The following is a 25,064-nucleotide window of genomic DNA, read 5'->3' on the forward strand; positions in this document are numbered from 1 at the left end:
GCCTGGGGCAAGTCGGGTCCGAACGGGGAGATCGGCGATGCGACACGCGGCTTTTGCCGTCGCTCTTGGTGCCTGCCTGCCGCTTGCCGCGGCGGCCGAGCCGCTGTTCTTTTCCTCGGTCACCTCGAATGACATCGACTATATTCATGCCACCGACCCCGACGCGCTGGCCTGTCTGGTAGATCGCGGCGACGGACGCCGCGAGATGCCAGACAAGCGCGGCGGCCCGCTGATCGCCGAGGGGGTGCACCTGTTTGATGCGCGCTATCTTGATGGTGCGGTGGTGCCGATCTGGGCGCATCCGGCGCTGGGTGACCGGGCCGCGGCCCTGCAGACGGTCGCGCCGCTGGCACAGGCCATCGGCAAGCTGCCGGCCTTCATGCGCGCGGGGCTGGACCATGTGGTGGTGCTCAAGGGCGACGAGAGCGCCTTTGCCGAGGACCGCGGGCGCTTCTTCGTGGTCTATTCCGACAATGTGGCACGCCGCATCGCCACCCATGATCTTGAGGAAACGGTGTTTCACGAGAGCGTCCATGCCACGCTCGACCAGCCGCACGCGCGTTCCGAGGGCTGGCTTGCGGCGCAACGGGCCGACGGCGCCTTTCTGACCGGCTATGGCGCCGAAAACCCCGAGGGCGAGGACTTGGCCGAGACGCTGCTGATCGCCCATGCGGCGCTGCGTCATCCTGACAGGCTGCCGGCGGCCGTGCATCAGGCGCTCGCGACACAGGTCCCCCAGCGGCTGGCCTTTCTCGAGCAGCTTCTGTCGCGGCTGGACCGGCCGCCGACAGTGCAGGACAGGGCCACGGTTTGCGGCTAGACGAAGACGGCACTACTGCGGAGCCTCCGCACAACGATACACCGGTCCGAACGAGGGGACAGCACCACATGCCAGAAGGTACGGAAAGCGAAAGCCGCAAGCTTCTCAAACGCTTGCGCGACCTCATGGCCGAGGAAGCCGCCGGTCAGGAACGGCTCGACAAGATCACCCACCTGACCGCGGATTCGATGAAGACCGAGGTCTGCTCGGTCTATCTGTTCCGCGACGAGGACACGCTCGAGCTTTGTGCCACCGAGGGGCTCAAGGCCGAGGCGGTGCACCAGACCCGGCTGCGGGTCGGCGAGGGTCTGGTCGGCCGGGTGGCCCGGCAAGGCAACATCATCAACACCGCCAATGCGCCGCAGGCGCCGGGCTTTCGCTACATGGCCGAGACCGGCGAGGAGATCTATTCCTCCTTTCTCGGCGTGCCGATCCAGCGGCTGGGCGAGATGCTGGGCGTGCTGGTGGTGCAGTCGAAAGAGGCCCGCGAATTCACCGCCGACGAGGTCTATGCGCTCGAGGTTGTGGCAATGGTGCTGGCCGAGATGACCGAGCTGGGCGCCTTTGTCGGCGAGGGCGCGGCGCTCTCGGCGCGGCACACCCAGCCGTATCTGATCCGCGGCATCACCGGGCAGGAAGGCGCGGCCGAGGGCCATGTCTGGCTGCACGAGCCGCGGGTCGTGGTCACCAACCCGATCGCCGAGGATCCGCACCGCGAGCTCGACCGGCTCAAGGAAGCGGTCGACAAGCTGCGCATCGGCGTCGACGAGATGCTCGAAGGCGCGATGGGCGGCGATGCCGAACAGCTCGAGGTGCTGCAGGCCTATCGCATGTTCGCCAATTCGCGCAGCTGGATGCGGCGGATGGAAGAGGACATCGCCCGGGGGCTCTCGGCCGAGGCCGCCGTCGAGAAAGAGCAATCCGCCGCCCGCACCCGCTTGGGTCAGGTGCCCGATGCCTATCTGCGCGAGCGGCTGCATGATCTCGACGACCTGTCGAACCGGCTGCTGCGCATCCTCACCGGACAGGGCAGCGTCACCGGCGCCGAGATGCCCGACGACCCGATCCTGATCGCCCGCAACATCGGCCCCGGCGAGCTTCTGGAATACGGCCGCCAGCTCAAGGGCATCGTGCTCGAGGAGGGCTCTGTCGGCAGCCATGCCGCCATCGTCGCGCGGGCACTGGCGATCCCGCTGGTCTTGCAGGCCAAGCGGGTGACCACCGAGGCGCTCAATGGCAACCACATCATGGTCGATGGCGATCAGGGCGTGGTCCACCTGCGCCCCGATGACAACGTGGTCACCGCCTTCCGCGACAAGATGGCGATGCTGCACAAGGCGCAGGAGCGGTATTCCTCGATCCGCGAGAAGCCGGCGAGAACGCTGTGCGGCAAGACCATCGCGCTGCAGATGAACGCCGGGCTGATGGCCGACCTGCCCTCGCTTGAAAACTCTGGCGCCGAGGGCGTGGGCCTGTTCCGCACCGAGCTGCAGTTCCTGATCCGCAACCAGATGCCGCGCCGGATGGAACTGGCCCAGCTTTATTCGGGGGTGCTCGACGCCGCCCACGGCAAGCGCGTGGTGTTCCGCACGCTCGACATCGGTTCGGACAAGGTGCTGCCCTACATGAAGGCCACCGACGAGCCCAACCCGGCGCTGGGCTGGCGCGCGATCCGGGTCGCGCTGGACCGGCCCGGCGTGATGCGGATGCAGCTGCAGGCGCTGTTGCGCGCCGCCAATGGCCGGCCGCTGTCGGTGATGTTTCCTTTCATCGCGCAGTACAGCGAATACCGCCAGGCCCGGGCCGAGATGGACAAGGCAATCGAACGCGAGACCATCCTCGGCCATCCCCTGCCCTCCAAGCTCGAAGTCGGCGCCATGCTCGAGACGCCGTCGCTGGCCTTTGCACCGAATGCTTTCTTCGAGGAGGTGGAGTTCGTGTCGATCGGCGGCAACGATCTCAAGCAGTTCTTCTTTGCCGCCGACCGCGAGAACGAGCGGGTGCGGCGGCGCTATGACACGCTCAATACCTCCTTTCTCAGCTTTCTCGAGATGATCATCGCCCGCTGCGACAGCACCGGCACCCAGGTCAGCTTTTGCGGCGAGGATGCCGGCCGGCCGATCGAGGCGATCTGCATGGCGGCGATGGGGCTGCGCACGCTGTCGATGCGGCCGGCGTCGATCGGTCCGGTCAAGCACCTGCTGCGGCGCACCAACCTCGACGAGCTGCGCGGGGTGATCGATGCCGAACGCAAGCGCGGTGCCGAAACCGTGCGCGATGCGGTGATGGAGTATCTGCGCACGCATTAGGCGCAAGACAGATGCCGCGCGCCCGTTTCGCGCTATACTCAGATCCGAGCCCTTTGGAATCGGAGCCCCCTGTGATGTTGCGCCCTGCCCTGTCCTCTTCTGCCCTGCTGCGCCCTGCTCTTTTGGCCAGCCTCCTCGCCTGCGCCGCCGGCACGGCCCTTGCCGAGCCGGGCTATTTCCGGGTCACCGGCGTGGCCTCTGACGACACGCTGAACGTCCGCGCCGAGCCGGATGCCGGCAGTGCCGACATCGGTGACCTCGCCCATGACCAGAGTGCCGTCGAGGTGCTCGACACCGACGCCAGCGGCGACTGGGGGCGGATCACCTGGGAGGAAAGCCACGGCTGGGTGGCGATGCGCTTTCTCACGCCTGAGGAACTGCCGATGATCGGCGACAGCCGTCTGCCGGCCGGGCTGCTCTGCACCGGGACCGAGCCATTCTGGTCGATCCGCTACACCGCCGACACCGCGCTCTACTCGGATTTCAACAACAATACCGCCAACCTGCCGATGACCGACCAGCTCACCGCCGCCGGGCGGGCGGGGTTTCCGGTGCTGCTGCGCCATGGCGCCAGCAACGTGACGGCCACCGCGGTGATCCGGGCGCAGCTCTGCTCCGACGGCATGAGCGACCGCGACTACCCCTATGCCGCCGGCCTGATGATCGAGGCCGGCAAGGAGCGGATCCTGTTTGACGGCTGCTGCCGGCTGCCGCTCGAGGCGGGCTCGAATTAACGCCTGAATGGCGCGCTGTCCCCTTTTCAATCGCGCCGGCATATGGTCCTTATCGCGGCATGTTACGCAGTGCCGCCCTGTCCCTGATGCTCTTTGCCGCGCCGGCGCTGGCGCGCGATCTGCCGTTGTCCTGCGCAGGCGAGGCCCCCGGCTGGCGGCTTGATCTACTGGGGCCGGTGGCGGTGTTCCATTTCCCCGCGCGTACCGAGATGGAGGTCCGGCTGACCACCCCGGCCGAGGGCCGCGACTGGCCGATTGCCAAGACCCTGACCGGCCCCCGCGACACCGCCATCGTGGTGCTGCAGGAACGCGCCTGCGTCACCGGTCACGGAAGCTTTCCGATCGAGGCGCAGGTGCTGACCCAGCGCGGCACCACGCCGATCCTGCTCACCGGCTGCTGCGCGGTGGTGGAATGAGCGATACCGTCAAGGCCGCGCTCTGGATGATCGGGGCGATCGTCTCGTTCACCTCGATGGCAGTGGCCGGGCGCGAGGTGAGCCTCAACCTCGATACCTTTGAAATCATGATGTACCGCAGCCTGATCGGCGTGGTCATCGTCGTGGTGGTCGCAGGCGTCACCGGCAGTCTGGGCCAGGTGACCCGCCGCAACCTGGGCGTGCATGCCATCCGCAATCTGAGCCACTTCGCCGGCCAGAACCTGTGGTTCTACTCGATCACCGCGATCCCCCTGGCGCAGGTTTTCGCGCTCGAATTCACTTCGCCGCTCTGGGTCATCGTTCTGGCGCCGCTGATCCTGGGCGAGCGGCTGACACGGGTGGGTGTCATTGCGGCGGGCATCGGCTTTGTCGGCATCCTGATCGTCACTCGTCCCAACCCCGAGACGCTGGAGTTCGGCCAGCTCACCGCGGCGCTGGCGGCGATCGGCTTTGCCGGATCGGCGGTCTTTACCCGGCTTCTGACCCGGACCGAGACGATCACCTGCATCCTGTTCTATCTCACTGTGATGCAAGCGGTTTTCGGGATCATCTGCGCCGGCTTCGATGGTGATGTCGCGCTGCCGACGGCGGCCAACCTGCCCTGGGTGGCGCTGATCGCCTGTGCCGGGCTGGTGGCGCATTTCTGCCTGACCACGGCGCTCAAGCTGGCGCCGGCGGCGGTGGTCATGCCGATTGATTTCGCCCGTCTGCCAGTGATCGCCCTGGTCGGGATGTGGGTCTATTTCGAGCCGCTGGACCTGCTGGTTCTGGCCGGCGCGGCGATCATCTTTGGGGGCAATTACCTCAACATCTGGTCTGCCTCGCGGGTCCGCGGCCCGGTGCGTGGCGTTGACGTAACAGAAAAGTAACGTCACGGCACAACCACAAGTATGACGTTGGGTCAGGAATTGACCCAAAACTCCCCTGCGACATAGCGTTCAGGCAGGGAAGAGACAGGAAAATCCAGATGAAATATATAGCAAGCGCCGCCTCGGCGGCCTGCCTTGTCGCAGGCGTGGCCCAGGCGGGCGGCCTCGAACGGGCGCGACCGGCCGAGTCCATTCTGTTCGAGCAGGGCAATTATGTTCAGTTCTCGTTTTCGCAGACCGATGCGGACGTGTCGGGCGACTACCCCGCCTTTGTCGGTGGCGGCAGCACCGGCGACATGTCGGAGGCCACCCAGCACATCGGCTTTGGCCTGAAGATGGCGATCAACGACCGGTTCGACTTTGCCATGCTGATGTCGCAGCCCTATGCGGCCGATGCGAGCTATGGACAGGGCTTCTACGAGGGGCTCACCGCGCGCTGGAACAGCACCGCCGTCGACGCCATCCTCAAGTACAAGATCAACGACCGGATCTCGGTCTATGGCGGTCCGAGCCTGCTGACCTCTTCGGCCGATATCACCATCCCGCTGACGCTGGCCAATATCGCTTCCGACCCCGACGGTCCGGCGCTGCTGGGCGGCGGCCCGCAGCCGGGCTCGATCGTCAGCGACTATTCCGCCTCGAGCTCGAGGGAGACCGACCTCGGCTTCATCGTCGGTACCGCCTATGAGATCCCCGACTATGCGCTGCGCGTGGCGCTGACCTATCGCTCGGAGATCGAGCATGAATTCGACGCCCGCGAAAGCTATACCCAGCTCACGCTGCCCGGCGGCGTGCCGACCTTTGCCGCGGTGGCCACCAACAGCGACCTGCCGATCATCATGCCGCAATCGCTGACCCTGGATTTCCAGACCGGCGTGGCGCCCAAGACGCTGGTCTTCGGCTCGGTCAAATGGACCGAATGGTCCAAGTGGCAGGTCAAGCCCGGCAACTACGAGGCCGAGACCGGCGGCGAGATCACCAGCTTCGACAATGACACCTTCACCTATCAGCTCGGTGTCGGCCGTCAGCTCTCGGACGAGCTCTCGGTGTTTGCCCGGGCCGGCTACGAATCGAAGAAGGGCGGCGAACGCTCGCGTCTGTCGCCCACCGACGGCTATACCTCGATCGGCCTCGGCGGCAGCTATACCATGGGACAGGTCAAGATCACCGCCGGCGTCGAACACGCCTGGCTGGGCGATGCGGAATCGAGCACGCCCACCGACTTTTCCGACAACACCGCCACCGGTTTCGGCATCAGCGTCGGCTTCGCCTTCTGAGGCCCGCACGACATCCGCTCACGGATCGGCCCCGTTCGCGTTCATCGCGGCGGGGCTTTTTCGTGGCGGGCGGCTGTGCTAGGCGAAGCCCGAGACCAACGGGACCGTGACATGCTCTATTCATCTGCCGACGACTGGCGCCGCGCGCGCAAGAAACGGGTGCTGTTCTTTGGCATGTCCGGCCTGGGAAAGACCCATGTCTCCAACCTGTTGCGCGACAATGGCGACTGGTTCCACTATTCCATCGATTACCGCATCGGCACCCGTTACATGGGCGAATACATCGCCGACAATGCCAAGGCGCACGCCATGCAGGTGCCGTTTCTGCGCGACCTGCTGCTGTCAGACAGCATCTACATCGGCTCGAACATCTCGTTTCACAACCTGACCCCGGTTTCGGCCTATCTGGGCAAGCCCGGCAACCCCGACCACGGCGGTCTGCCGATGACGGAATACACCCGCCGGCAGGACCAGTTCCGCCAGGCCGAGATCAACGCGCTGATGGACACCGGCTATTTCATCGACCGGGCGCAGGCGCTTTATGACTACCCGCATTTCATCTGCGACACCGGCGGCTCGATCTGCGAATGGGTCGATCCCGAGGATCCGGCCGACCCGGTGCTGACCGCGCTTTCGGACCGCACGCTGATGATCTGGATCGAAGGCTCCGAGGCGCATACCCAGGAGCTCATTCGCCGCTTCAACCGCGCGCCCAAGCCGATGGCCTATCAGCCGGCCTTCCTCGCCCGCTGCTGGCAGGAATACCTGGCCGAAGAGGGCTGCACCGAGGCCGAGGTCGACCCAGATGCCTTTATCCGCTGGACCTATGGCCGGGCGCTGGCGCATCGCCAGCCGCTCTATGCCGCGATGGCTCGGAACTGGGGCGTGACGGTCACCGCCGACGAGATCGCGCACGTGCGCGATCAGGCCGATTTCACCGATCTGGTGGCGCGGGCCATCGCTCAGCCCGGTCCGCGCGCCTGACCGCTTGTGGCGCGCGCCGCTCTGGCCTATTCCTCTGACGCCACAGGAAAGGACACCCGATGCCCCTGAAACTGCCCAGTGATCTGCCCGCCTTCGACGTGCTCTCGCGCGAGGGTGTGATGGTCATGGCAGAGCAACAGGCCGAGCATCAGGACATCCGCCCCCTGCGCATCGGGCTGCTGAACCTGATGCCCAAGAAGATCGCCACCGAGACCCAGTTCGCCCGGCTGATCGGTGCCTCGCCGCTGCAGATCGAGCTGACGCTGATCCGGATGAGCGAGCATGAGACCAAGACCACCTCGGCCGAGCACATGGAGAGCTTTTATCACCCGTTCCGCGAGATCAAGCACCAGAAGTTCGACGGGCTGATCATCACCGGCGCCCCGATCGAGCATCTGCCCTTTGCCGATGTCACCTATTGGGACGAGCTCACCCAGATCCTCGACTGGACCCAGACCAACGTGCATTCCACCTTTGGCGTCTGCTGGGGCGGCATGGCGATGATCAACTATTTCCACGGCGTGCAGAAACACATCCTGCCCGCCAAGGCCTTTGGCTGTTTCCGTCACACCAACCTCGATCCGGCCTCGCCCTATCTGCGCGGCTTCTCGGACGAGTTCGTGATCCCGGTCAGCCGCTGGACCGAAATGCGCCAACCCGAGATCGACGCCGCGCCGGGGCTGCGCACGCTTCTGGGCAGCGACGAAGTCGGGCCCTGTCTGGTCGAGGATCCGACCCACCGGGCGCTCTATATCTTCAACCATTTCGAATATGACAGCGGCACGCTCAAGGAGGAATACGACCGCGACGTCGCCAATGGCACCGCGATCAACGTGCCGCGCAACTACTACCCCGGCGACGACCCCTCGAAAAAGCCGCAGAACCGCTGGCGCAGCCACGCGCATCTGCTCTACGGCAACTGGATCAGCGAAATGTACCTGACGACGCCCTTCGACATGAGCGAGATCGGTTGCAAATCGACCGACCTGCGCGGCTGATGGTCGCCAACCTGGCCTTTGCCCTGTTGACCGTGGCGCTTCTGGCCGGAGGCGTCTTTCTGATCGACCGGCGGGCCGACCTGCGCGAGGCCGAGGCCGAGGCGAAATATGGCCCCAAGGGCGAGCTCATCGACGTGGACGGCACCACGGTGCACGCGCTGGTGACCGGCGAGGGCCCGGATCTGGTGTTGATCCACGGCGCCTCGGGCAACCTGCGCGATTTCACCTTCGATCTGGTCGAGCCGCTGGCGCGCAACTACCGGGTGATCGCCTTTGACCGCCCCGGTCTTGGCTGGACCGACCCGCTGGACGGAACCGCCGACACCCCGCGCCACCAGGCGCGTCTGCTGCAACAGGCGGCCGACCGGCTGGGCGTCTCGACCCCGCTGGTGCTGGGCCACTCCTTTGGCGGTGCTGTGGCGCTGGGCTGGGCACTCGAGCGGCCCGAGGAGACCGCCGGGCTGGTGCTGCTGGGCGCGGTGTCGAACCCCTGGCCTGGCGGGCTGGACACGCTCTATCACGTCAATGCCTCGCGCCTTGGCGGTGCGCTGGTGGTGCCGCTGATCACCGCCTTTGCGCCCCTCACCCGGGTGCATGCGGCGCTCGAGGCGATCTTTGCGCCGCAGCGGGTGCCGGTGGGCTATGCCCGCCACATCGGCGCCGGGCTGACCCTGCGCCGCGACAGCCTGCGCGCCAATGCCCGGCAGATCATCGACCTGCGGCCGCAGGTGGTCGAGATGTCAGCGCAGTACCCGCGCCTCGGGATGCCGGTCGAGATCCTTCATGGAGAGGCCGATACCATCGTGCCGCTCGAGGTCCATTCCGTGCCACTGAGCCGCCAGCTGCCGGACGCCAATCTGGTGCGGATGCCGGGCGTCGGCCACATGCCGCATCACGCCGATCCCGAGGCGGTGATCGCCGCGGTCGATCGTGCCGCGGCCCGCGCCGGGCTTCGTGAAGGGCATTAACATTGCAACACCGGACCTAAGACGCCATATTTCAATAAAAATATGCGAGGCTCCATGGCTAGACCCTTTGACGGCGCGATCAGCGCCTTTTTCGAGAACGACGCCCCCAAGAACATCCGCAACGCCATCAAGCGCTCCGAGAAGGGCGAGATGCTGTCGGAAGGCTACCCCTATCTCGAACGCATGCCGCGCAAGGCCTATGACAAGGTCATGGCGGCGCTGCAGATCGAGTTGGTCAAGCTGCAGGCCTGGGTCAAGGACAGCGGCGCGCGGGTCGCCGTGGTGTTTGAAGGCCGCGATGCCGCCGGCAAGGGCGGCACGATCAAGCGCTTCCGCGAGAACCTGAACCCGCGGGTGGCGCAGGTGGTGGCGCTGCCGAAACCCTCAGACAGCGAGGCCGGGCAATGGTATTTCCAGCGCTACATCACCCGCCTGCCCACCGCCGGTGAAATCGTGCTGTTCGACCGCTCGTGGTACAACCGCGCGGTGGTGGAAAAGGTCTTCGGCTTCTGCACCGACGAAGAACGCGAACGGTTTTTCGACCAGGCGCCGGATTTCGAAAAGATGCTGGTGGATGAAGGCATTATCCTGATCAAGCTCTGGCTCAACGTCGGCCGCGCCGAGCAGTTGCGCCGCTTTCTCAGCCGCGAGAAGGACCCGCTCAAGCACTGGAAGCTGAGTTGGGTCGATGTCGAGGGCCTCAAGCGCTGGGACGCCTACACCGCCGCCATCGCCGAGACCTTCGAGCGCACCGATACCGAGGTCGCACCCTGGACGGTGGTGCGCTCGGACGACAAGCGCCGGGCGCGGATCAATGCGCTGCGCACCGTGCTGCACCGGATCGACTATGCCAACAAGGACGCCCATGCCATCGGCCAGATCGACCCGCTGATCGCCGGCGGGCCGGAGCTGTGGCAGGCCCGCGCGCAAGATGCCTAAACGCGGCTATCACCATGGCAACCTGCGGCAGGCGCTGATTGATGCGGCGCTGAAGCTGATCGAGGATCGGGGGCCGACCGGCTTTACCCTGTCCGAGGCGGCCAAGCAGGCTGGCGTGACCCCGGCGGCAGTCTATCGCCACTTCGAGGGCCGCGAGGACCTGATCGCCGAGGCGGCCCTGCAGGGTTACGAGATCTTCGCCCACGTGATGGAATACGCCTATGACGGCGGCAAGCCCTCGGCGCTGGGGGCCTTCGAGGCCACCGGCCGCGCCTACCTGGCCTTTGCCCGCAAGCACCCCGGCCACTACATCGCGATGTTCGAAAGCGGCGTCTCGGTCAACAAGACGCCGGATCTGGCCGCCGCCTCGGCCCGGGCCCGTGGCGTGCTGGAAAAGGCTGCAGAGGGGCTGTCGGAACACATTCCGGCCGACAAGCGGCCCCCCGCCGCGATGTTCTCGGCGCATATCTGGGCGATGAGCCACGGCGTGGTCGAGCTGTTTGCCCGCGGCTCGCCCGGCACCCGCAGCCCCTATCCGCCGGAAGAATTGCTGGAAGCCGGAATTGGCATATACCTGCGCGGGCTTGGCCTGATCCCGCCGGACGCGTAAGGCAGACCCATGAGCGACAAGACCTTCTTCCTCGGCCTCGGTGGCCAGAAATGCGGATCGAGCTGGATCCAGGCCTATCTCAACCGGCAGGCGGGCGCCGACTTCGGCCGGCTCGGCGAATACCAGATCTGGGAGGCCGACCTCGGCTCGGTCTTTGATCGCTACAAAGTGCCGCAGCCCTCCGCCCTCGAAACGCTGCGCGCCGAGGCCAAGCGCCGGCTGGGCCTGTCAGAGCCTGCCGCCTATCTGCGCTGGCGCCTGCAACGGGACCGGTCGCAGTATTTCGGCTATTTCGAACGGCTGCTGGCCAAGCCCGGCGTGACCATGACCGGTGACATCACACCCAGTTATGCCGCCTTGCCCGCGCCGCTGCTGCACAAGATCAAGGACGGTTTCGAAGCCTCTGGAATTGCGACGAAAGCCATGTTCTCGATGCGCGACCCGGTGGCCCGAATCCGCTCGCATTACCGGATGGATCTCGACAAGGGCATCGCCCCGGAGCCTGTGGATTTCGAGACCGGTCTGCGCGCCTTTTACCCCAGCGCGGAGGCCGCCGCGCGCACCCGCTATGACATGACACTCGACGCCATGGAGACGGTCTTTGCCCCCGAGGACCGCTTCCTCTGCCTCTTCGAGGAGCTCTTCACGCCAGAGGGCGTCACCGCGCTGGCGGGGTTCGCCGGCGTCCCGGTCGAGGCCGGGGCCGGCAGCCGCAAGGTCAACGCCCGCGGCTCGGCCGGCGGCATCTCTGACGCATTGACCGCCGAGATTGCCCGCCATTACGCCCCGGTCTATGCCGCGGTGGCCCGACGGCTGCCGCAGGTGCTCGAACTCTGGCCCAGCGCGCGGTTTCTCACCAGCGCATGAGGCCGGCGTCGATCAGCTGCTGCGGCGATTCAAAGCGCACCGAGTTCTCGTCCAGAAAACTGCCCTCCCGGGCCTGCATGCGCGCCAGAAGCTCGGCATAATAGCGGTACTTCGCGGCACCGTTGGCATGTGCGCCCCATGTCATGGCGCGGGCGATCTTGTCCGCGAATTGCGCGGTAAAGACGAAATGCGCCACCGTCAGCAAAACGGTCTCGCTGGGCGGCAGGTTGGCGTAATGCGAGCCGGTCAGCCGGCTCTGCCCGTCGCGCAGCACCAGCGGCGTCTTGTGGCGTGGCGACTTCTGGAACTGCTGCGCCTTCCTGGCCTTCGACGACATGTAGAGCCGTTGCAGCCCCCGCCGCTCGACCTTGGGCTCGATCCCGAACTGCTTGAAAAGCCGCGCGGTTTTCGATTTCCCCAGAAGCTCAGGCTGGGCGCCGGGGACCAGCCTGACCAGTTCTTCCGACTGGAAATAGGGATAGGCTTCGAGCAGCCCGTCAAAGCTGCGCGGCAGATCGCCGGAAAGCCCGGCCACATCGGCGGGAAAGAACTCCACCACCGTAGAAATCGCCGAAGGCGCGCCCTCGGCCGCGAGCCGGGTCACCACCTCGCGGATCGAGCTGACACCGGGGGGCAGCAGCAGGAACTCGTCGGCATCGACATAGGCCACATAGGCGCCGTCGAAGAACAGATGCGGCAGGGCGATCTTGAAGTAGGTGCCGGCGCGCTCTTGCCGGGTCTCGCCCTCGGGGTCGCGATAGGTGATCTCGTCGCCGAAGCCGAGGTCTGACTGCATCACCACGCAATCGGGCTGCGCGGCAAGATAGGTGACGGTGCCGTCGTCGGAGGCGTCGTCGAAGATCAGGAACTGCTCGAAACCGATGGCGCGGTAGTGCGACAGGAAGGCCGGCAGGAATCCCATCTCGTTCTTCATGGTGGAAAACAGCGTCAGCCGGTCGGCGTCCACCTGCCCGCTCACCACCCGGGCCAGCCGGCCCGCGTCTTCTATGCCATATGCGCTCATGTCAGAGCCTTCGGATCTTGCGCGGCGCGCGTCAAGCCCCTGCGCGAGGAGGCCCCGCAAGGGCCGAGGAGCAGCACATGAAAAAGGCCGCCTGAAACAGGCGGCCTTTTCCGAAATCTTGGTGGTACAGCTTAACGCTTGGAGAACTGGAAGCTCCGGCGCGCCTTGCGCTTACCGTATTTCTTGCGTTCCACCACGCGGCTGTCGCGGGTCAGGAAGCCGGCGGCCTTCAGAGCGCCGCGCAGGCTGGGATCATAGAGTTGCAGCGCCTTGGAGATGCCGTGCTTGACCGCACCGGCCTGACCGGAGAGGCCACCGCCCTTGACGGTTGCCTGCACGTCGAACTGGTCTTCGACACCGGCGACCGAAAACGCCTGGCGCAGGATCATCTGCAGCACCGGACGGGCGAAATAGACGTTCAGTTCCTTGCCGTTGACGGTGACCTTGCCGGAGCCCGGCTTGATCCAGACACGGGCGACCGCGTCCTTCCGCTTGCCGGTGGCATAGGCACGGCCCAGCGCGTCACGCACGGGCTCGCGCGGGGTTGCCACCTCGGCCACGGCCTCGACACCGCCGGTGACGGCGTTCAGGTCTTCGAGGGAATTCACTTGCTCAGCCATTATTTCGCCACCCGGGTGTTTTTCGAGTTCATGTTCTTGACGTCGAGCACTTCGGGCGACTGCGCCTCATGGGGGTGCTCGGTGCCGGCATAGACGCGCAGGTTGGTCATCTGCTGGCGCGCCAGACGGTTGCCCGGCAGCATGCGCTTGACCGCGAGGGTCACGACGCGCTCGGGGTGGGCGCCCTCGAGGATTTGCTGCTTGGTGCGCGACTTGATGCCACCGGGGTGGCCGGTGTGCCAGTAGTGGTGCTCTTCGCGCTTCTTGCCGGTCAGCTGGACCTTGTCGGCATTGACGATGATGACGTTGTCACCGCAGTCCATGTGGGGCGTGAAGGAGGGCTTGTGCTTGCCGCGCAGGCGCGTGGCGACGATCGAGGCGAGACGACCGAGCACCACGCCTTCGGCGTCGATGACGATCCATTTCTTCTCGATGTCTGCCGGTGTCGCAGAGAAGGTTTTCATATCGGGTCTACCCTTGGGTCTTGAGGTCCGACGCTTCGGGGGACCCCCGGCGCCAAATTCGATGGGCGGGTTATAAAGGCTTGCGGGTCACAGTCAAGTTGGGTTGTCGCGAATTATGGCAGTGATTTCAATATCTTGAAAATTAGGTACTATTTTACCCCACAATTCACCCGGTCACACCCCGATGTTCTGCGGCGGATTGTCCAGCAGGCGGCGCAGGCGCAGCATCGCGTCCTCGAAGGCGGCCAGCGAGACCTCGGCATTGATCGAGATCCGCACCGCATGCGGCACCCGGGCCTCGCGCATGGCGAAATCCTCGGCGCTGCGGATCTTGAGGCCCTGCGCCTCGGCCGCCTGGCAGAAGGCCGAGACCCGCCAGCCCTCCGGCAGCCGCAGCCAGAAGAACGGCACATCGGCGTTCCACGTCAGGTCGTAGCTTCCCAGCGCATTGACCCCGGCGCGGATGTAGCGGCCCACCTCGGCGCGCACATCGGCTGCCAGCCGGTCGGCGGACGGCGCGCCGAGCAGCACGCCGATGGTCTCGGCCAGCGGCGTCGAGAGGCCGAAGAAGCCGTATTCCGCCGCCCGGCGTAGCGCCGCAGCGCTGTCGCGCGGCGCGACGGCAAACCCCACCCTGAGCGCCGGGGTCAGCTGCTTGGAGATCGAGGCGATGTACCAGGTCTGCTCCGGCAGCAGCATGCGATAGCCGGGCTGGCGCGCCTCGGCCAGACGATAGCAGTCGTCCTCCAGAATCTGGAAACCGCGCGCCCGCGCCACCTCGGCAATCGCTTCGCGGCGCGCCAGGGGCGTGTGCAGGCAGGTCGGGCTCTGCACCTCTGGCGAGGTACAGAGCAGCTGCGCCGCATGGGTGCGGGCCAGACGGTCGAGCTCTTCGGGGATGATGCCCTGGGCGTCCATCGGCACCGGCACCACCTCGGCGCGCAACAGCTCGGCGGCGCGGCGGAAGCCGGGATAAGAGAGCTCCTCGACCAGGATCACCGGCCGGCGGCCGCGCAGTACGCATTGCATCACCAGCGAGACGGCGTTCTGGCCGCCATGGGTAAAGACCAGCTGTTCGGGATCGACCGGCCCCAGCTGCGCAGTCGAGAGCCAGCGCGCCGCCGCCTGACGGGCGCTGTCGGAAGCGCGGGCCGAGGGGTAGTTGAGCAGGTCGGTGGCCTCGCTCTCGGCCACCTCGCGCAGGGCGCGGCGGATGGCCCCCACCTGGCCGACATCCGGCAGATGTGGGCTGAAAAGCGATACAATTCCGGTCTCGCGCGGCGGGTTGCGGATATGCAGCCGCGGCTCGGGACGCGCGGGCGCCTCCTGCCCCGCGACAAAGGTGCCGCGCCCGACCTCGGCATGCAGCACGCCCTTGTCGGTCAGCACCGAATAGGCCCGCGCCACCGTGCCCGGGGTGATTTTCAGCTCCCAGGCAAGGTCACGCACCGGCGGCAGCTTGTCGCCGGGGGTGAGCCGGCCGTCGGAGATCGCAGCCTGGATCAGCTCGGCCACCGCACGATACTTCGGCCCCGGCATGCCCGAGATATCACCGATTGAAATTGTATCCATCACAATATTTCCATGGATCATTGCACCCCAGTAATGTATCAATTTCTTACGGCAATTCGCCACATTGTGTCAATACAATTTACGGAAGGACATCCCATGGCACATCTCCATCAGACCCAAGTGCAGGCAACAGGCTTTCTCGACGGCCGTTCGCTGACCCCGATCGCATCGGTGGCGCTCAAGGTGGTCGTGGCGATTGCGAAATGGGAGTTCAACCACCGCACCCGCACCCGTCTGAAACATCTTGATGATCACATGCTGCGTGACATCGGCGTGACGCGCGATCTGGCCGACAGAGAGGCCACTCGCCCGTTCTGGCAGGGGTGAGATCCCGCTCCTGACAGACCTCTTCCTGGGCCCGGAGGCATTGCTCCGGGCCTTTTTTCGTGTGTCAGTGCCAGGCAAGGCAGCCCCGTCCCGGACCCCGCTCCGGGATCTCTCCCCGTTCGCCCCGGGAGGTCCCGGGTCACGTCCGGGACGCGGGGTGGCCCTGACGCGCCGGCGGGATCGAATAGGTCAGGCTGGCACGGGCCACCGGCGCCGCCTGACCCTCGGAAGACAGCAGGCAGTCGACCACGCTCAGCGTCCGGCCGAGCTTGAGCAGCCGGAACTCGCCCAGCACATCCGCCCCCGCCGCCGGTTTGCGCATGAAGTCGATCGAGCAATTGGTCGTCACCGCTAGCGCCTGCCGGCCGATCCGCGACATGGTGATCACATAGGCCCCCACATCCGCCAGAGCGAACATCGCCGGGCCCGAAACCGTGCCGCCCGGGCGCAGGTGCTGCTCTGAGGCATGCAGCCGCATCACCAGCGCCGTCTCGTCGAGCCGGTCGATCGAGAACATGCCCTCGACCTGTGGAAACACCTCGCTCAGAAAGGCGGTCATCTCTTCGGCATTCACGACTATCGTCATTCTTCCCTCTCGCGCTGCGTGGCGCTAGGCTGCCGCCGAGGACGAGGGAGGGCAAGATGGCGATTTTGGAACGTAGCGACACCGGCGCCGTGGCGCACCTGCGGATGAACGCGCCCGAGCGGCTGAATGCGCTCTCCGACGAGATGCTGGCGGCGCTTCAGGGCCAGATCGACACGCTGCGCGAGGACCGGGCGATTCGCGCCGTGGTGATCTCTGGCGCCGGCAAGGCGTTCTGCGCCGGCCATGACCTCAAGCAGATGCAACAGGGCCGCCAGTCCGAAGACGGCGGCCGCGGCTATTTCGCCGATCTCTTCGCCCGATGCGCCAGCGTGATGACCGGCCTGACCCGCCTGCCCCAGCCGGTGATCGCCCAGGTCCACGGCATCGCCACCGCGGCCGGCTGCCAGATGGTGGCCAGCTGCGACATGGCGGTTGCGGCCGAGGGCACGCGGTTCGGCGTCAACGGCGTCAACATCGGGCTGTTCTGTTCGACGCCGATGGTGGCGCTGTCGCGCAACATTCCGCGCAAGAAGGCCTTTGAAATGCTCACCACCGGCCAGTTCATCGAGGCCGACGAAGCCGAGACACTGGGGCTGGTCAACCGCGTGGTCCCGGCCGGGGCGCTGGAGGCCGAGGCCGCGGCGCTGGCCGAACAGGTGGCCGCCAAGCTCGGAACAGCTGTGCGCATCGGCAAGGAGGCGTTCTATGCCCAGTCCGAACTGGGGCTCGACGCCGCCTATGCCTATACCGGCGCGGTCATGGTCGAGAACATGCTCGAGCGCGACACCAGCGAGGGGATCAGCGCCTTTCTCGCCAAACGCCCGCCGAGCTGGCAGCAGTGACCCTTTGACAGGACCGTCAAAAGGCGTATGTCAGCGCGCATGACACAAGAGCTTCATATCGTCGGCGGCGGCATGGCCGGATCCGAGGCCGCCTGGCAGGCCGCGCAGCTGGGCGTGCCCGTGGTGATCCACGAGATGCGCCCCAAGGTCGAGACCTTTGCCCATCGCACCGGCAACCTGGCCGAGATGGTCTGTTCCAACTCCTTCCGCTCGGATGACGACGAGCAGAACGCCGTGGGCCTGTTGCATTGGGAAATGCGCGCCGCGAACGGCCTGATCATGGCCACCGCCGACAAGAACCGCCTGCCCGCCGGCGGCGCCCTCGCGGTCGACCGCGACCCCTTTGCCGAGGATGTGACCGCCGCCCTCAAGGCCCTGCCCAACGTGTGGGTCGAATACGGCGAGATCACCGAGCTGCCGTGCGACGGCCAGTGGATCATCGCCACCGGCCCGCTGACCTCCTCGGCTCTGGGCGAGGCGATCCGGGCCGAGACCGGTGCCGATGCGCTGGCCTTCTTCGACGCCATCGCGCCCATTGTCTATGCCGAGAGCATCGACATGTCGAAGGCCTGGATGCAATCGCGCTATGACAAGGGCGAGACCGAGGCGGAGCAGAAGGCCTATCTCAATTGCCCGATGGACCGCGAGCAATACGAGGCCTTCATCGACGCCCTGTTGGCGGCAGAGAAGACCGAGTTCCACGAGGGCGAAACCGCCGGCTATTTCGACGGCTGCCTGCCGATCGAGGTGATGGCCGAACGGGGCCGCGAGACCCTGCGCCACGGCCCGATGAAGCCCGTGGGCCTGACCAATCCGCACCAGCCGGAGGTCAAGGCCCATGCCGTGGTGCAATTGCGCCGCGACAACGCTTTGGGAACGCTGTACAATATCGTGGGCTTTCAGACCAAGATGAAGTACGGCGCGCAGACCGAAGTGCTTCGTATGATCCCCGGCTTGGAAGCGGCACGCTTTGCCCGGCTGGGCGGCATCCACCGCAACACCTTCCTCAACTCGCCCACCCTGCTCGACGCTCAGATGCGGTTGAAATCGCGGCCCAACATCCGTTTTGCCGGCCAGATCACCGGTGTCGAGGGCTATGTCGAAAGCGCCGCCATGGGTCTGTTGGCGGGGCGCATGGCCGCCGCCGAAATCCTTGGCCAGCCTCTGCCGGAAGTGCCGCAGGACAGCGCCATGGGCGCGCTCATTCATCACATCACCGGCGGTGCCGAGGCCAAGACCTTCCAGCCGATGAACGTCAATTTCGGGCTGTTCCGCCCGGTGGACGGGCTCAAGGGCGGGCGTCGTGGCCGCAAGGACCGCTACAAGGCCTATACCGACCGCGCGAAATCCGCCTGGACCGACTGGCTCGGCGCGATGGCCAACGCCGCCTGAGGCGATGGGCTTTCGCACCCGATTTGCCCCCTCGCCGTCCGGGCCGCTGCACCTGGGCCATGCCTACTCGGCCCTGACGGCCTTTGACATGGCGCAGGCCGCAAGCGGCACCTTCCACCTGCGCCTTGATGACATCGACCAGAGCCGCGCCCGGCCGGAGTGGGAAGCGCAGATCTCCGACGACCTGCACTGGCTCGGCCTCTCTTGGCCCGCCCCGGTCTGGCGCCAATCCGACCGCCTGCCGGGCTACCGCGCCGCGCTCGAACGCCTCTGGGCGCAAGGTCTGCTCTATCCCTGCACCTGCAGTCGCCGCGACATCCAGGCCGCGGCCAATGCCCCGCAGGAAGGCGCACCGCTGCATGGCCCGGACGGGCTGGTCTATCCCGGCACCTGTCGCGACAGGCCCCGCCACGGGCCGATGCCAGCGGGAGAGGCAATCAGACTTGACATGAGAAAAGCCATGCAAGCCATTGGTTCCACGTCATTTCAGGAGCACATCCACCACCCCGGCCGACACGAGGTCACGCCCGATGAGATGATCGCAACGGTCGGCGACGTGGTGCTGGCGCGCCGTGACATGGGCACCTCCTATCACCTCTCGATCGTCATCGACGACGCCGAGCAGCAGATCACCGATGTCATCCGCGGCCAGGATCTGTTTGACGCGACCGCGATCCACGTGGTGCTGCAGCGCCTGCTCGGCCTGCCCACGCCGCGCTATCACCACCATCGGCTGATCCGCGACGAGACCGGCAAGCGCCTTGCCAAGCGCGACGACGCCCGCGCCATCGCGCTCTACCGCGCCGAGGGCCATACCCCTGCCGCGATCCGCCGGATGATCGGCCTCGGGCCGGCCGCGTGACGAACCTGGCGAGGGCCCTGCCCTTTCAGCTCTCAGGCTGCATCAACTCGACCTCGGCACCGCTGCGGACCTCGGTATAGAAGCAGGTGCGCCGGCCGGTGTGACAGGCCGCGCCGGTCTGATTGACCGTCAGCAGCAGGCAATCGCGGTCGCAGTCGATGCGGAAATCCACCAGTTCCTGTACATGGCCCGAGGTTTCGCCCTTGATCCAGAAGCTCTGCCGCGAGCGCGACCAATAAGTCACCCGGCCGGTGGCCAATGTGCGCGAGACGGCCTCGGCGTTCATCCAGGCCATCATCAGCACTTCACCGCTCGTGGCGTCCTGCGCAATTGCCGGGATCAGGCCGGCCTCGTTGTAGACCAAGGTCGAAGGATCGAAGGACATGGCTGAAAAACCTTTTGCATCACCGCTGTGGACGCCTATTTAAGAAACGCAGGACAAAAGAGAAAGCCGTCATGGCCGAAACCGATCTGATCAAGCTCTATTCCGCCCGCATTCTGGCCCTTGCTGCGGATATCCCGCACAGCCAGCGACTCGATGCGCCCGAAGCCACGGTCAAGAAACGCTCGCCGCTCTGCGGATCGACGGTGACAGTGGACGTGGTGATGAAGGATGGTCGCGTCGCCGCCTTCGGCCAGGACGTCAAGGCCTGCGCCCTCGGGCAATCGGCAGCCTCGGTGCTGGGCGCGGTGGTGATCGGGCGCAGCCCGGAAGAGCTCGAAAAGGCACAGACCGAGCTGCGCGCGATGTTGAAACAGGGCGGTCCGGTGCCGGAGGCGCCGTTCGAGGGCTACGAAGTTCTGGAACCCGCGCGGGAGTACCGCAACCGCCATGCCTCGATCCTGCTGGCGCTTGAGGCGACGGTCGAGGCCGCCCGAGAGGCGCTGGCTGTTTCCGCCTGAAACAAATCAAAATTGACAGAAAAAAGGCCGCCTTCAGAAGAAGGCGGCCAAGGAAAGCACTCACGTCCAGACGGGGGTGTTGAGGCAGACCCCGAGCTCCCAAGGGGATTGGGAAGAGGCAGGTTCGCGCGGTACGGACAGGCGCGCGAGACGCGAGAGCAGGCAGACACATTCCTTCAGATAAAGGCCGGCAGATGCAGGCCGGCGACCAGGAGAAACACCAGCGATACGGCGCCCATGGCGTCGTGAAGAAAGCTGAGATCGAAACGACGGCGGGTCTTTGTCACTTTCTTGAGCATGATGTGTCTCCGTTGCGGTGTTGTCTCTTTGTTCTCATACTGGAAACGTTCTGTAAAGAACTTTCTGAGAACATTTGGGAACAAACCGCTAATGGAGGCGCTAACCCACTGATATCAAACGTATGGCTTCATCCTGCCGCATCAACCAAAGCAGAACACGCGTCGCCCGCCCCCTGACGCTCTCGAGCGTGGGGTCGGTGGTCAGCAGCGCGCGCGCATCGGTCTGGGCAGTCGACATCAGGCCGGTCTGGCTTTCCACATCGGCCACCCGGAATCGCGGCACCCCGGATTGCGCCGTACCGATCACGTCGCCGGCGCCGCGCATTGCGAGGTCGGTCTCGGAGATGACGAAACCGTCCTCGGTATTGCGCAACGTTTCCAATCGCTTGCGCCCGGCCTCACCAAGTGGCGACTGATACAGCAGCAGGCAGGTCGACGCCTGATCGCCCCGCCCCACCCGGCCGCGCAGCTGGTGCAATTGCGCGAGCCCGAAGGTCTCGGCGCGCTCGATCACCATGATCGTCGCGTTCGGCACGTTGACGCCGACCTCGATCACCGTGGTGGCCACCAGAACGGAGGTTTCGCCGGCTTGAAACCGGCGCATGGCGGCATCCTTGTCGGCCGGTGGCATCTGCCCGTGCACCAGCCCCACGCGCCCCTCGCCAAGCGCGGCGCGCAGCCGTTTGAACCGCTCCTCGGCGGCGGTCATGTCAGAGGTCTCGCTCTCCTCGACCAGCGGGCAGACCCAATAGACCTGCCGGCCCTCGTCGGCGGCGGCCCGGATGCGGCCCACCACCTCGCTCAGCCGTTCGGTCGAGACCAGCGCGGTGGTGATCGGCTTGCGCCCCGGCGGCTTCTCGTCGAGCACCGAGACGTCCATGTCGCCGTATTGCGCCAGAGCCAGACTGCGGGGGATCGGTGTCGCGGTCATCACCAGCACGTCGGCCAGCACCCCCTTGGCCCCCAGCGCCAGCCGTTGCCGAACGCCGAACCGGTGCTGTTCATCGACCACGGCGAGCCGCAGGTCGCGAAACACCACATCCTCCTGAAACACCGCGTGGGTGCCGACAAGCACCTGAATTTCCCCGTTTTTCAACGCCGAGAGCTTTGCTGCCCGCTCGGCGCCCTTATCACGCCCGGTGAGCAGCTCGAGCACCACGCCGGCGCTTTCCGCCAGCGGCTGCAGCCCTTCAAGGTGCTGCCGTGCGAGTATCTCGGTCGGCGCCATCATCACGCCCTGCCCGCCGGCCTCGACCGCGATCAGCAGGGCCATGAAGGCCACAAGGGTCTTGCCGGCGCCGACGTCGCCCTGCAAAAGCCGGTTCATCCGCTTGTCCCGCGCCATGTCGCCGGCGATATCCGCAATCGCCCGGGTCTGCGCTCCGGTGGGCACGTAAGGCAGGGATTTCAATACCTTGCCCTGCAACACTCCGGTGCCTTCGCTGCTTCGCCCGGCGCCCTTGCGGCGGGTCTGCCGGGCCAGAGCCAGGGTCATCTGATGCGCGAAGAGTTCGTCATAGGCCAGACGCAAACGCGCCGGATGCATCGGCGAGAGCATAGCGCCATCCTCAGGAGTGTGCGCCTGCGCCAGTGCCTCGGCCCAGGTCGGCCACCCCTCTTGGCGCAGCAGCGAAGGCTCGATCCATTCCGCCAGTTCAGGCACCCGGGTCAGGGCCCCCTGCGCAGCCTTGTGCATCGCTTTTTGCGTCACCCCGGCGGTCAGCGGATAGACCGGCTCGAAATCGGGGATCTCATGCGCCTCATCGAGTGGCAGGATGTGATCGGGGTGCACCATCTGGGCCATCCCGTCGAACAGCTCGACCTTGCCAGAGACCACGCGGCGCGCGCCGCTTGGCAGGATTTTACGCAGATAGTCGCCGCGGGCGTGGAAAAATACGAGCTGGAAGGCGGCCTGCGCGTCCTGAACGGTGACGCGATAGGCACCGGAACGGCTGCGCGGCGCGGTATGGCGGCCGATCTCGACCTCGACGGTGACCACGCCGGGCAGATCGGCGCCCTGCACGCTGTCGCGCTTGCGCCGGTCGATGCCGGAATGCGGCAGGGTAAAGAGCAGGTCGCGCGGGGCCTCGATCGCCAGCCCCGCGAGGGACTTGGCGGTCTTGGGGCCGACGCCCGGCAAGGTCTCGAGGTCCGCGAACAGCGGAAACAGCGGCTCCGGCCGGCTGCTCATGCGCCGATCAGGGCCAGCCACCCGTCTTCGTCCAGCATCTTTATCCCCAGTTCGGCGGCCTTCTTGCCCTTCGATCCCGCGCCCGGGCCGGCGACCACCAGGTCGGTCTTCGTCGACACCGACCCCGAGACCTTGGCGCCCAGCGCCTCGGCCCGGGCCTTGGCCTCGGCGCGGGTCATCTTCTCGAGCGAGCCGGTGAAGACGATGGTCATGCCGGCCACCGGGCTGCCTTCGACTTTTGGTTTGGCGGCATCCTGGATGTCGAGCTGCGCGGCCAGCCGGTCGATCGCGGCGCGCTCGGCCTCCTGGCCGAAGGCCGCGACCAGCGAGGTGGCCATGACCTGGCCCACGCCGTCGACGCCGAGCAGGTCGTCCCAGGCCGCGCCCTCCATCGGTTGCGCCTCGGTCATCGCGGCATCGAAGGCGTTCCATGCGCCGTAGTGGCCGGCCAGCAGGTTGGCGGATTGCTCGCCCACATGGCGGATGCCGAGGCCGAAGATCAGCCGGGAGAGTGGGATTTTCCGGCGCTCGTCGATGGCCTCAAAGAGCTTCTGCGCCGATTTCTCGCCCCAGCCCTCGCGGTTTTTCAGCTGCTGCATCCCCTGGCCGTAGCGCTCGCGCAGGGTAAAGATGTCGGCCGGTTCGGCGATCCAGCCGTCGCGATAGAATTGCTCGACCTGTTTGGCGCCGAGCCCGTCGATGTCAAACGCCTGGCGGGAGACGAAATGTTTCAATTTCTCAATCTGTTGCGCTGGGCAGATCAGCCCGCCGGTGCAGCGGCGCACGGCGTCGCCCTCATCGCGCAGCGCCTCCGATCCGCAGTCCGGGCAGGTCTCGGGAAAGACGTAGGGCGCGCTGTCCTCAGGGCGTTTCGACAGGTCGACATCGGCCACCTTGGGAATCACGTCGCCGGCGCGGTAGACCTGCACCCAGTCGCCGATCCGGATGTCCTTGCCACTGCGGATCTCGCCGCCGCTGCTGTCGCGGCCGGCAATGTAGTCCTCGTTGTGCAGGGTGGCATTCGAGACGACGACGCCGCCGACGGTCACCGGGGTGAGCCGCGCCACCGGGCTCAGCGCGCCGGTGCGACCGACCTGGATGTCGATGCCGTCAAGCCGCGTCCAGGCCAGTTCGGCGGGGAACTTATGCGCAATCGCCCAGCGCGGCGTGGTCGAGCGAAAGCCCAGGCGCTCCTGCAGATCGAGCCGGTCGATCTTGTAGACCACACCGTCGATGTCATAACCCAGCGTCGCGCGCTGCGCCTCGATCGCGCGGTAGAGCGCCATCATCTCGGCCGGGGTCTCGCAGCGGCGGGTCAGATCGTTGGTCTGGAACCCCAGGTCAGCCAGTCGCTCGATGGCGGCGGATTGCGTCTCGGCCAGCGGCTCCGACAGCACACCCCAGCTGTAGGCGAAAAACGCCAGCGGCCGGTCGCGGGTGATTTCGGGGTCGAGCTGGCGCAGGGAGCCGGCGGCGGCGTTGCGCGGGTTGGCAAAGCTCTTGCCGCCGCGCTCGGACTGGCGGAGATTGAGCGCCTCGAAATCGGCGTGGCGCATGTAGACCTCGCCGCGCACCTCGAGCACCTCCGGCGCGCCGGTCAGTATCTCGGGGATGGTGTCGATGGTGCGGGCATTGGCGGTGACGTTTTCGCCGGTCTCGCCATCGCCCCGGGTCGCGGCGGTGACCAGCCGGCCGTTCTCATAGCGCAGCGAGAGCGAGAGCCCGTCGATCTTGGGTTCGGCGGTATAGGCGAGCGGTTCGTCCTCGGGCCAGTTGAGATAGCGGCGAATGCCGGTGTCGAACTCGAGCACATCGCTGTCGTCGAAGGCATTGCCGAGGCTCATCATCCGCAGCTGGTGGGGGACCTTGGCAAAACCCTCGGCAGGCGCAGCGCCGACCTGGTCCGACGGGCTGTCTTCACGCTTGAGCGCCGGAAAGCGCGCCTCGATCTCGGCGTTGCGGCGTTTGAGCGCATCGTAATCGGCATCGGCGATCTCCGGTGCGTCCTCGCCGTGATAGGCTTGGTTGGCGGCCCCCAGCACCTCGGCCAGCGCCGCGAGTTCCTCGCGCGCCTGATCTTCGGTCAATTCGGAAACAGCAGTGTCGCGCGTCATCTAACCCCCCGCAATTCTTCCCAAGTGATAGGGCGCGGGCGGCACAGGGTCCAGTC

Annotated in this window: 26 protein-coding genes; 17 read left to right on the top strand and 9 right to left on the bottom strand. The window is 66.2% G+C overall.

Annotated elements, in window-relative coordinates:
- The first annotated feature begins 37 nt into the window (after window positions 1-37).
- The 12 genes from VOI27_RS05400 (at window position 38) to VOI27_RS05455 (ending at window position 11,812) form a co-directional block, all read left to right on the top strand.
- Window positions 38-820 (top strand): hypothetical protein, encoded by a 783-nt coding sequence (locus tag VOI27_RS05400; protein ID WP_323764282.1) that lies wholly within the window; start codon window positions 38-40, stop codon window positions 818-820.
- 68 nt (window positions 821-888) lie between these two features.
- Entirely contained in the window at window positions 889-3,129 is a 2,241-nt protein-coding gene (gene ptsP / locus VOI27_RS05405) for a phosphoenolpyruvate--protein phosphotransferase (protein WP_323764283.1), read from the top strand.
- 74 nt (window positions 3,130-3,203) lie between these two features.
- A complete protein-coding gene (locus VOI27_RS05410) occupies window positions 3,204-3,863 on the top strand; it encodes a COG3650 family protein (RefSeq protein ID WP_323764284.1) in 660 nt (219 codons plus the stop codon).
- 59 nt (window positions 3,864-3,922) lie between these two features.
- Window positions 3,923-4,279 carry a hypothetical protein gene (locus VOI27_RS05415; RefSeq protein WP_323764285.1) on the top strand — a complete coding sequence of 119 codons (357 nt, stop codon included), beginning with the start codon at window positions 3,923-3,925 and terminating at the stop codon, window positions 4,277-4,279.
- Window positions 4,276-5,169, top strand: coding sequence for a DMT family transporter (locus VOI27_RS05420; RefSeq protein ID WP_323764286.1), 894 nt, complete (start codon window positions 4,276-4,278; stop codon window positions 5,167-5,169). The genes VOI27_RS05415 and VOI27_RS05420 overlap by 4 nt, the downstream gene beginning before the upstream one ends.
- Window positions 5,170-5,267: 98 nt before the next feature.
- Window positions 5,268-6,446, top strand: a complete 1,179-nt coding sequence (locus VOI27_RS05425) for an OmpP1/FadL family transporter (protein WP_323764287.1) — start codon at window positions 5,268-5,270, stop codon at window positions 6,444-6,446.
- Window positions 6,447-6,557: 111 nt separating this feature from the next.
- Complete coding sequence (locus tag VOI27_RS05430; protein WP_323764288.1) at window positions 6,558-7,430, top strand: ATPase; 873 nt, start codon at window positions 6,558-6,560, stop codon at window positions 7,428-7,430.
- Window positions 7,431-7,489: 59 nt separating this feature from the next.
- Window positions 7,490-8,428, top strand: a complete 939-nt coding sequence (metA, locus tag VOI27_RS05435) for a homoserine O-acetyltransferase MetA (RefSeq protein WP_323764289.1) — start codon at window positions 7,490-7,492, stop codon at window positions 8,426-8,428.
- On the top strand, window positions 8,428-9,396 hold the full coding sequence (locus tag VOI27_RS05440) for an alpha/beta hydrolase (RefSeq protein ID WP_323764372.1): 969 nt from the start codon (window positions 8,428-8,430) through the stop codon (window positions 9,394-9,396). The genes metA and VOI27_RS05440 overlap by 1 nt, the downstream gene beginning before the upstream one ends.
- A gap of 54 nt (window positions 9,397-9,450) precedes the next feature.
- Window positions 9,451-10,335 (top strand): polyphosphate kinase 2, encoded by an 885-nt coding sequence (gene ppk2, locus VOI27_RS05445; protein WP_323764290.1) that lies wholly within the window; start codon window positions 9,451-9,453, stop codon window positions 10,333-10,335.
- Window positions 10,328-10,945 carry a TetR/AcrR family transcriptional regulator gene (locus VOI27_RS05450; protein WP_323764291.1) on the top strand — a complete coding sequence of 206 codons (618 nt, stop codon included), beginning with the start codon at window positions 10,328-10,330 and terminating at the stop codon, window positions 10,943-10,945. The genes ppk2 and VOI27_RS05450 overlap by 8 nt, the downstream gene beginning before the upstream one ends.
- Window positions 10,946-10,954: 9 nt before the next feature.
- A complete protein-coding gene (locus VOI27_RS05455) occupies window positions 10,955-11,812 on the top strand; it encodes a sulfotransferase family protein (RefSeq protein WP_323764292.1) in 858 nt (285 codons plus the stop codon).
- Here VOI27_RS05455 and VOI27_RS05460 read toward each other — a convergent pair.
- The 4 genes from VOI27_RS05460 to VOI27_RS05475 all read right to left on the bottom strand — a co-directional run bounded on the left by VOI27_RS05460 (window position 11,799) and on the right by VOI27_RS05475 (window position 15,492).
- Window positions 11,799-12,836 (bottom strand): glycosyltransferase family 2 protein, encoded by a 1,038-nt coding sequence (locus tag VOI27_RS05460; RefSeq protein ID WP_323764293.1) that lies wholly within the window; start codon window positions 12,834-12,836, stop codon window positions 11,799-11,801. The genes VOI27_RS05455 and VOI27_RS05460 overlap by 14 nt on opposite strands.
- A 131-nt stretch (window positions 12,837-12,967) precedes the next feature.
- The gene (gene rpsI / locus VOI27_RS05465) at window positions 12,968-13,456 is read right to left on the bottom strand and encodes a 30S ribosomal protein S9 (protein ID WP_323764294.1); all 489 of its coding nucleotides are present in this window, start codon (window positions 13,454-13,456) and stop codon (window positions 12,968-12,970) included.
- Window positions 13,456-13,920: a 50S ribosomal protein L13 gene (gene rplM / locus VOI27_RS05470; protein WP_323764295.1), complete on the bottom strand. Its 465-nt coding sequence runs from the start codon at window positions 13,918-13,920 to the stop codon at window positions 13,456-13,458. Before rplM ends, rpsI begins: the two co-directional genes overlap by 1 nt.
- 174 nt (window positions 13,921-14,094) lie before the next feature.
- Window positions 14,095-15,492, bottom strand: coding sequence for a PLP-dependent aminotransferase family protein (locus tag VOI27_RS05475; protein WP_323764296.1), 1,398 nt, complete (start codon window positions 15,490-15,492; stop codon window positions 14,095-14,097).
- Window positions 15,493-15,588: 96 nt separating this feature from the next.
- On the opposite strand from VOI27_RS05475, the gene VOI27_RS05480 reads away from it, so the two are divergent.
- A complete protein-coding gene (locus VOI27_RS05480) occupies window positions 15,589-15,819 on the top strand; it encodes a DUF1127 domain-containing protein (RefSeq protein WP_323764297.1) in 231 nt (76 codons plus the stop codon).
- Window positions 15,820-15,958: 139 nt separating this feature from the next.
- Here VOI27_RS05480 and VOI27_RS05485 read toward each other — a convergent pair whose 3' ends face one another.
- Window positions 15,959-16,405 carry a PaaI family thioesterase gene (locus VOI27_RS05485; protein WP_323764298.1) on the bottom strand — a complete coding sequence of 149 codons (447 nt, stop codon included), beginning with the start codon at window positions 16,403-16,405 and terminating at the stop codon, window positions 15,959-15,961.
- 56 nt (window positions 16,406-16,461) lie between these two features.
- Between VOI27_RS05485 and VOI27_RS05490 the strand changes: the two genes are divergently transcribed.
- From VOI27_RS05490 to gluQRS, 3 genes are read left to right on the top strand one after another with little or no spacing between them, the layout of a single operon-like run.
- Window positions 16,462-17,247, top strand: coding sequence for an enoyl-CoA hydratase (locus tag VOI27_RS05490; protein WP_323764299.1), 786 nt, complete (start codon window positions 16,462-16,464; stop codon window positions 17,245-17,247).
- Window positions 17,248-17,286: 39 nt separating this feature from the next.
- Entirely contained in the window at window positions 17,287-18,639 is a 1,353-nt protein-coding gene (trmFO, locus tag VOI27_RS05495) for a methylenetetrahydrofolate--tRNA-(uracil(54)-C(5))-methyltransferase (FADH(2)-oxidizing) TrmFO (protein WP_323764300.1), read from the top strand.
- Window positions 18,640-18,643: 4 nt separating this feature from the next.
- On the top strand, window positions 18,644-19,501 hold the full coding sequence (gene gluQRS / locus VOI27_RS05500) for a tRNA glutamyl-Q(34) synthetase GluQRS (protein ID WP_323764301.1): 858 nt from the start codon (window positions 18,644-18,646) through the stop codon (window positions 19,499-19,501).
- Between the two features lie 25 nt (window positions 19,502-19,526).
- On the opposite strand, the gene hisI is transcribed toward gluQRS, so the two are convergent.
- Window positions 19,527-19,886, bottom strand: coding sequence for a phosphoribosyl-AMP cyclohydrolase (gene hisI, locus VOI27_RS05505; protein WP_323764302.1), 360 nt, complete (start codon window positions 19,884-19,886; stop codon window positions 19,527-19,529).
- A gap of 71 nt (window positions 19,887-19,957) precedes the next feature.
- Here hisI and VOI27_RS05510 point away from each other — a divergent pair, with 71 nt between their 5' ends.
- Window positions 19,958-20,404 carry an iron-sulfur cluster assembly scaffold protein gene (locus tag VOI27_RS05510; protein WP_323764303.1) on the top strand — a complete coding sequence of 149 codons (447 nt, stop codon included), beginning with the start codon at window positions 19,958-19,960 and terminating at the stop codon, window positions 20,402-20,404.
- A gap of 176 nt (window positions 20,405-20,580) precedes the next feature.
- Here the strand turns inward: VOI27_RS05510 and VOI27_RS05515 are convergent, their stop codons facing one another.
- The 3 genes from VOI27_RS05515 to ligA form a co-directional block, all read right to left on the bottom strand.
- On the bottom strand, window positions 20,581-20,703 hold the full coding sequence (locus tag VOI27_RS05515; RefSeq protein WP_323764304.1) for a hypothetical protein: 123 nt from the start codon (window positions 20,701-20,703) through the stop codon (window positions 20,581-20,583).
- A 100-nt stretch (window positions 20,704-20,803) separates the two neighbouring features.
- Window positions 20,804-22,894, bottom strand: a complete 2,091-nt coding sequence (gene recG / locus VOI27_RS05520; protein WP_323764305.1) for an ATP-dependent DNA helicase RecG — start codon at window positions 22,892-22,894, stop codon at window positions 20,804-20,806.
- On the bottom strand, window positions 22,891-25,008 hold the full coding sequence (gene ligA, locus VOI27_RS05525) for an NAD-dependent DNA ligase LigA (RefSeq protein ID WP_323764306.1): 2,118 nt from the start codon (window positions 25,006-25,008) through the stop codon (window positions 22,891-22,893). The genes recG and ligA overlap by 4 nt, the downstream gene beginning before the upstream one ends.
- Window positions 25,009-25,064 lie beyond the last annotated feature (56 nt).

Source organism: Marinovum sp., assembly GCF_034669705.1.
Taxonomy (GTDB): Bacteria; Pseudomonadota; Alphaproteobacteria; order Rhodobacterales; family Rhodobacteraceae; genus Marinovum.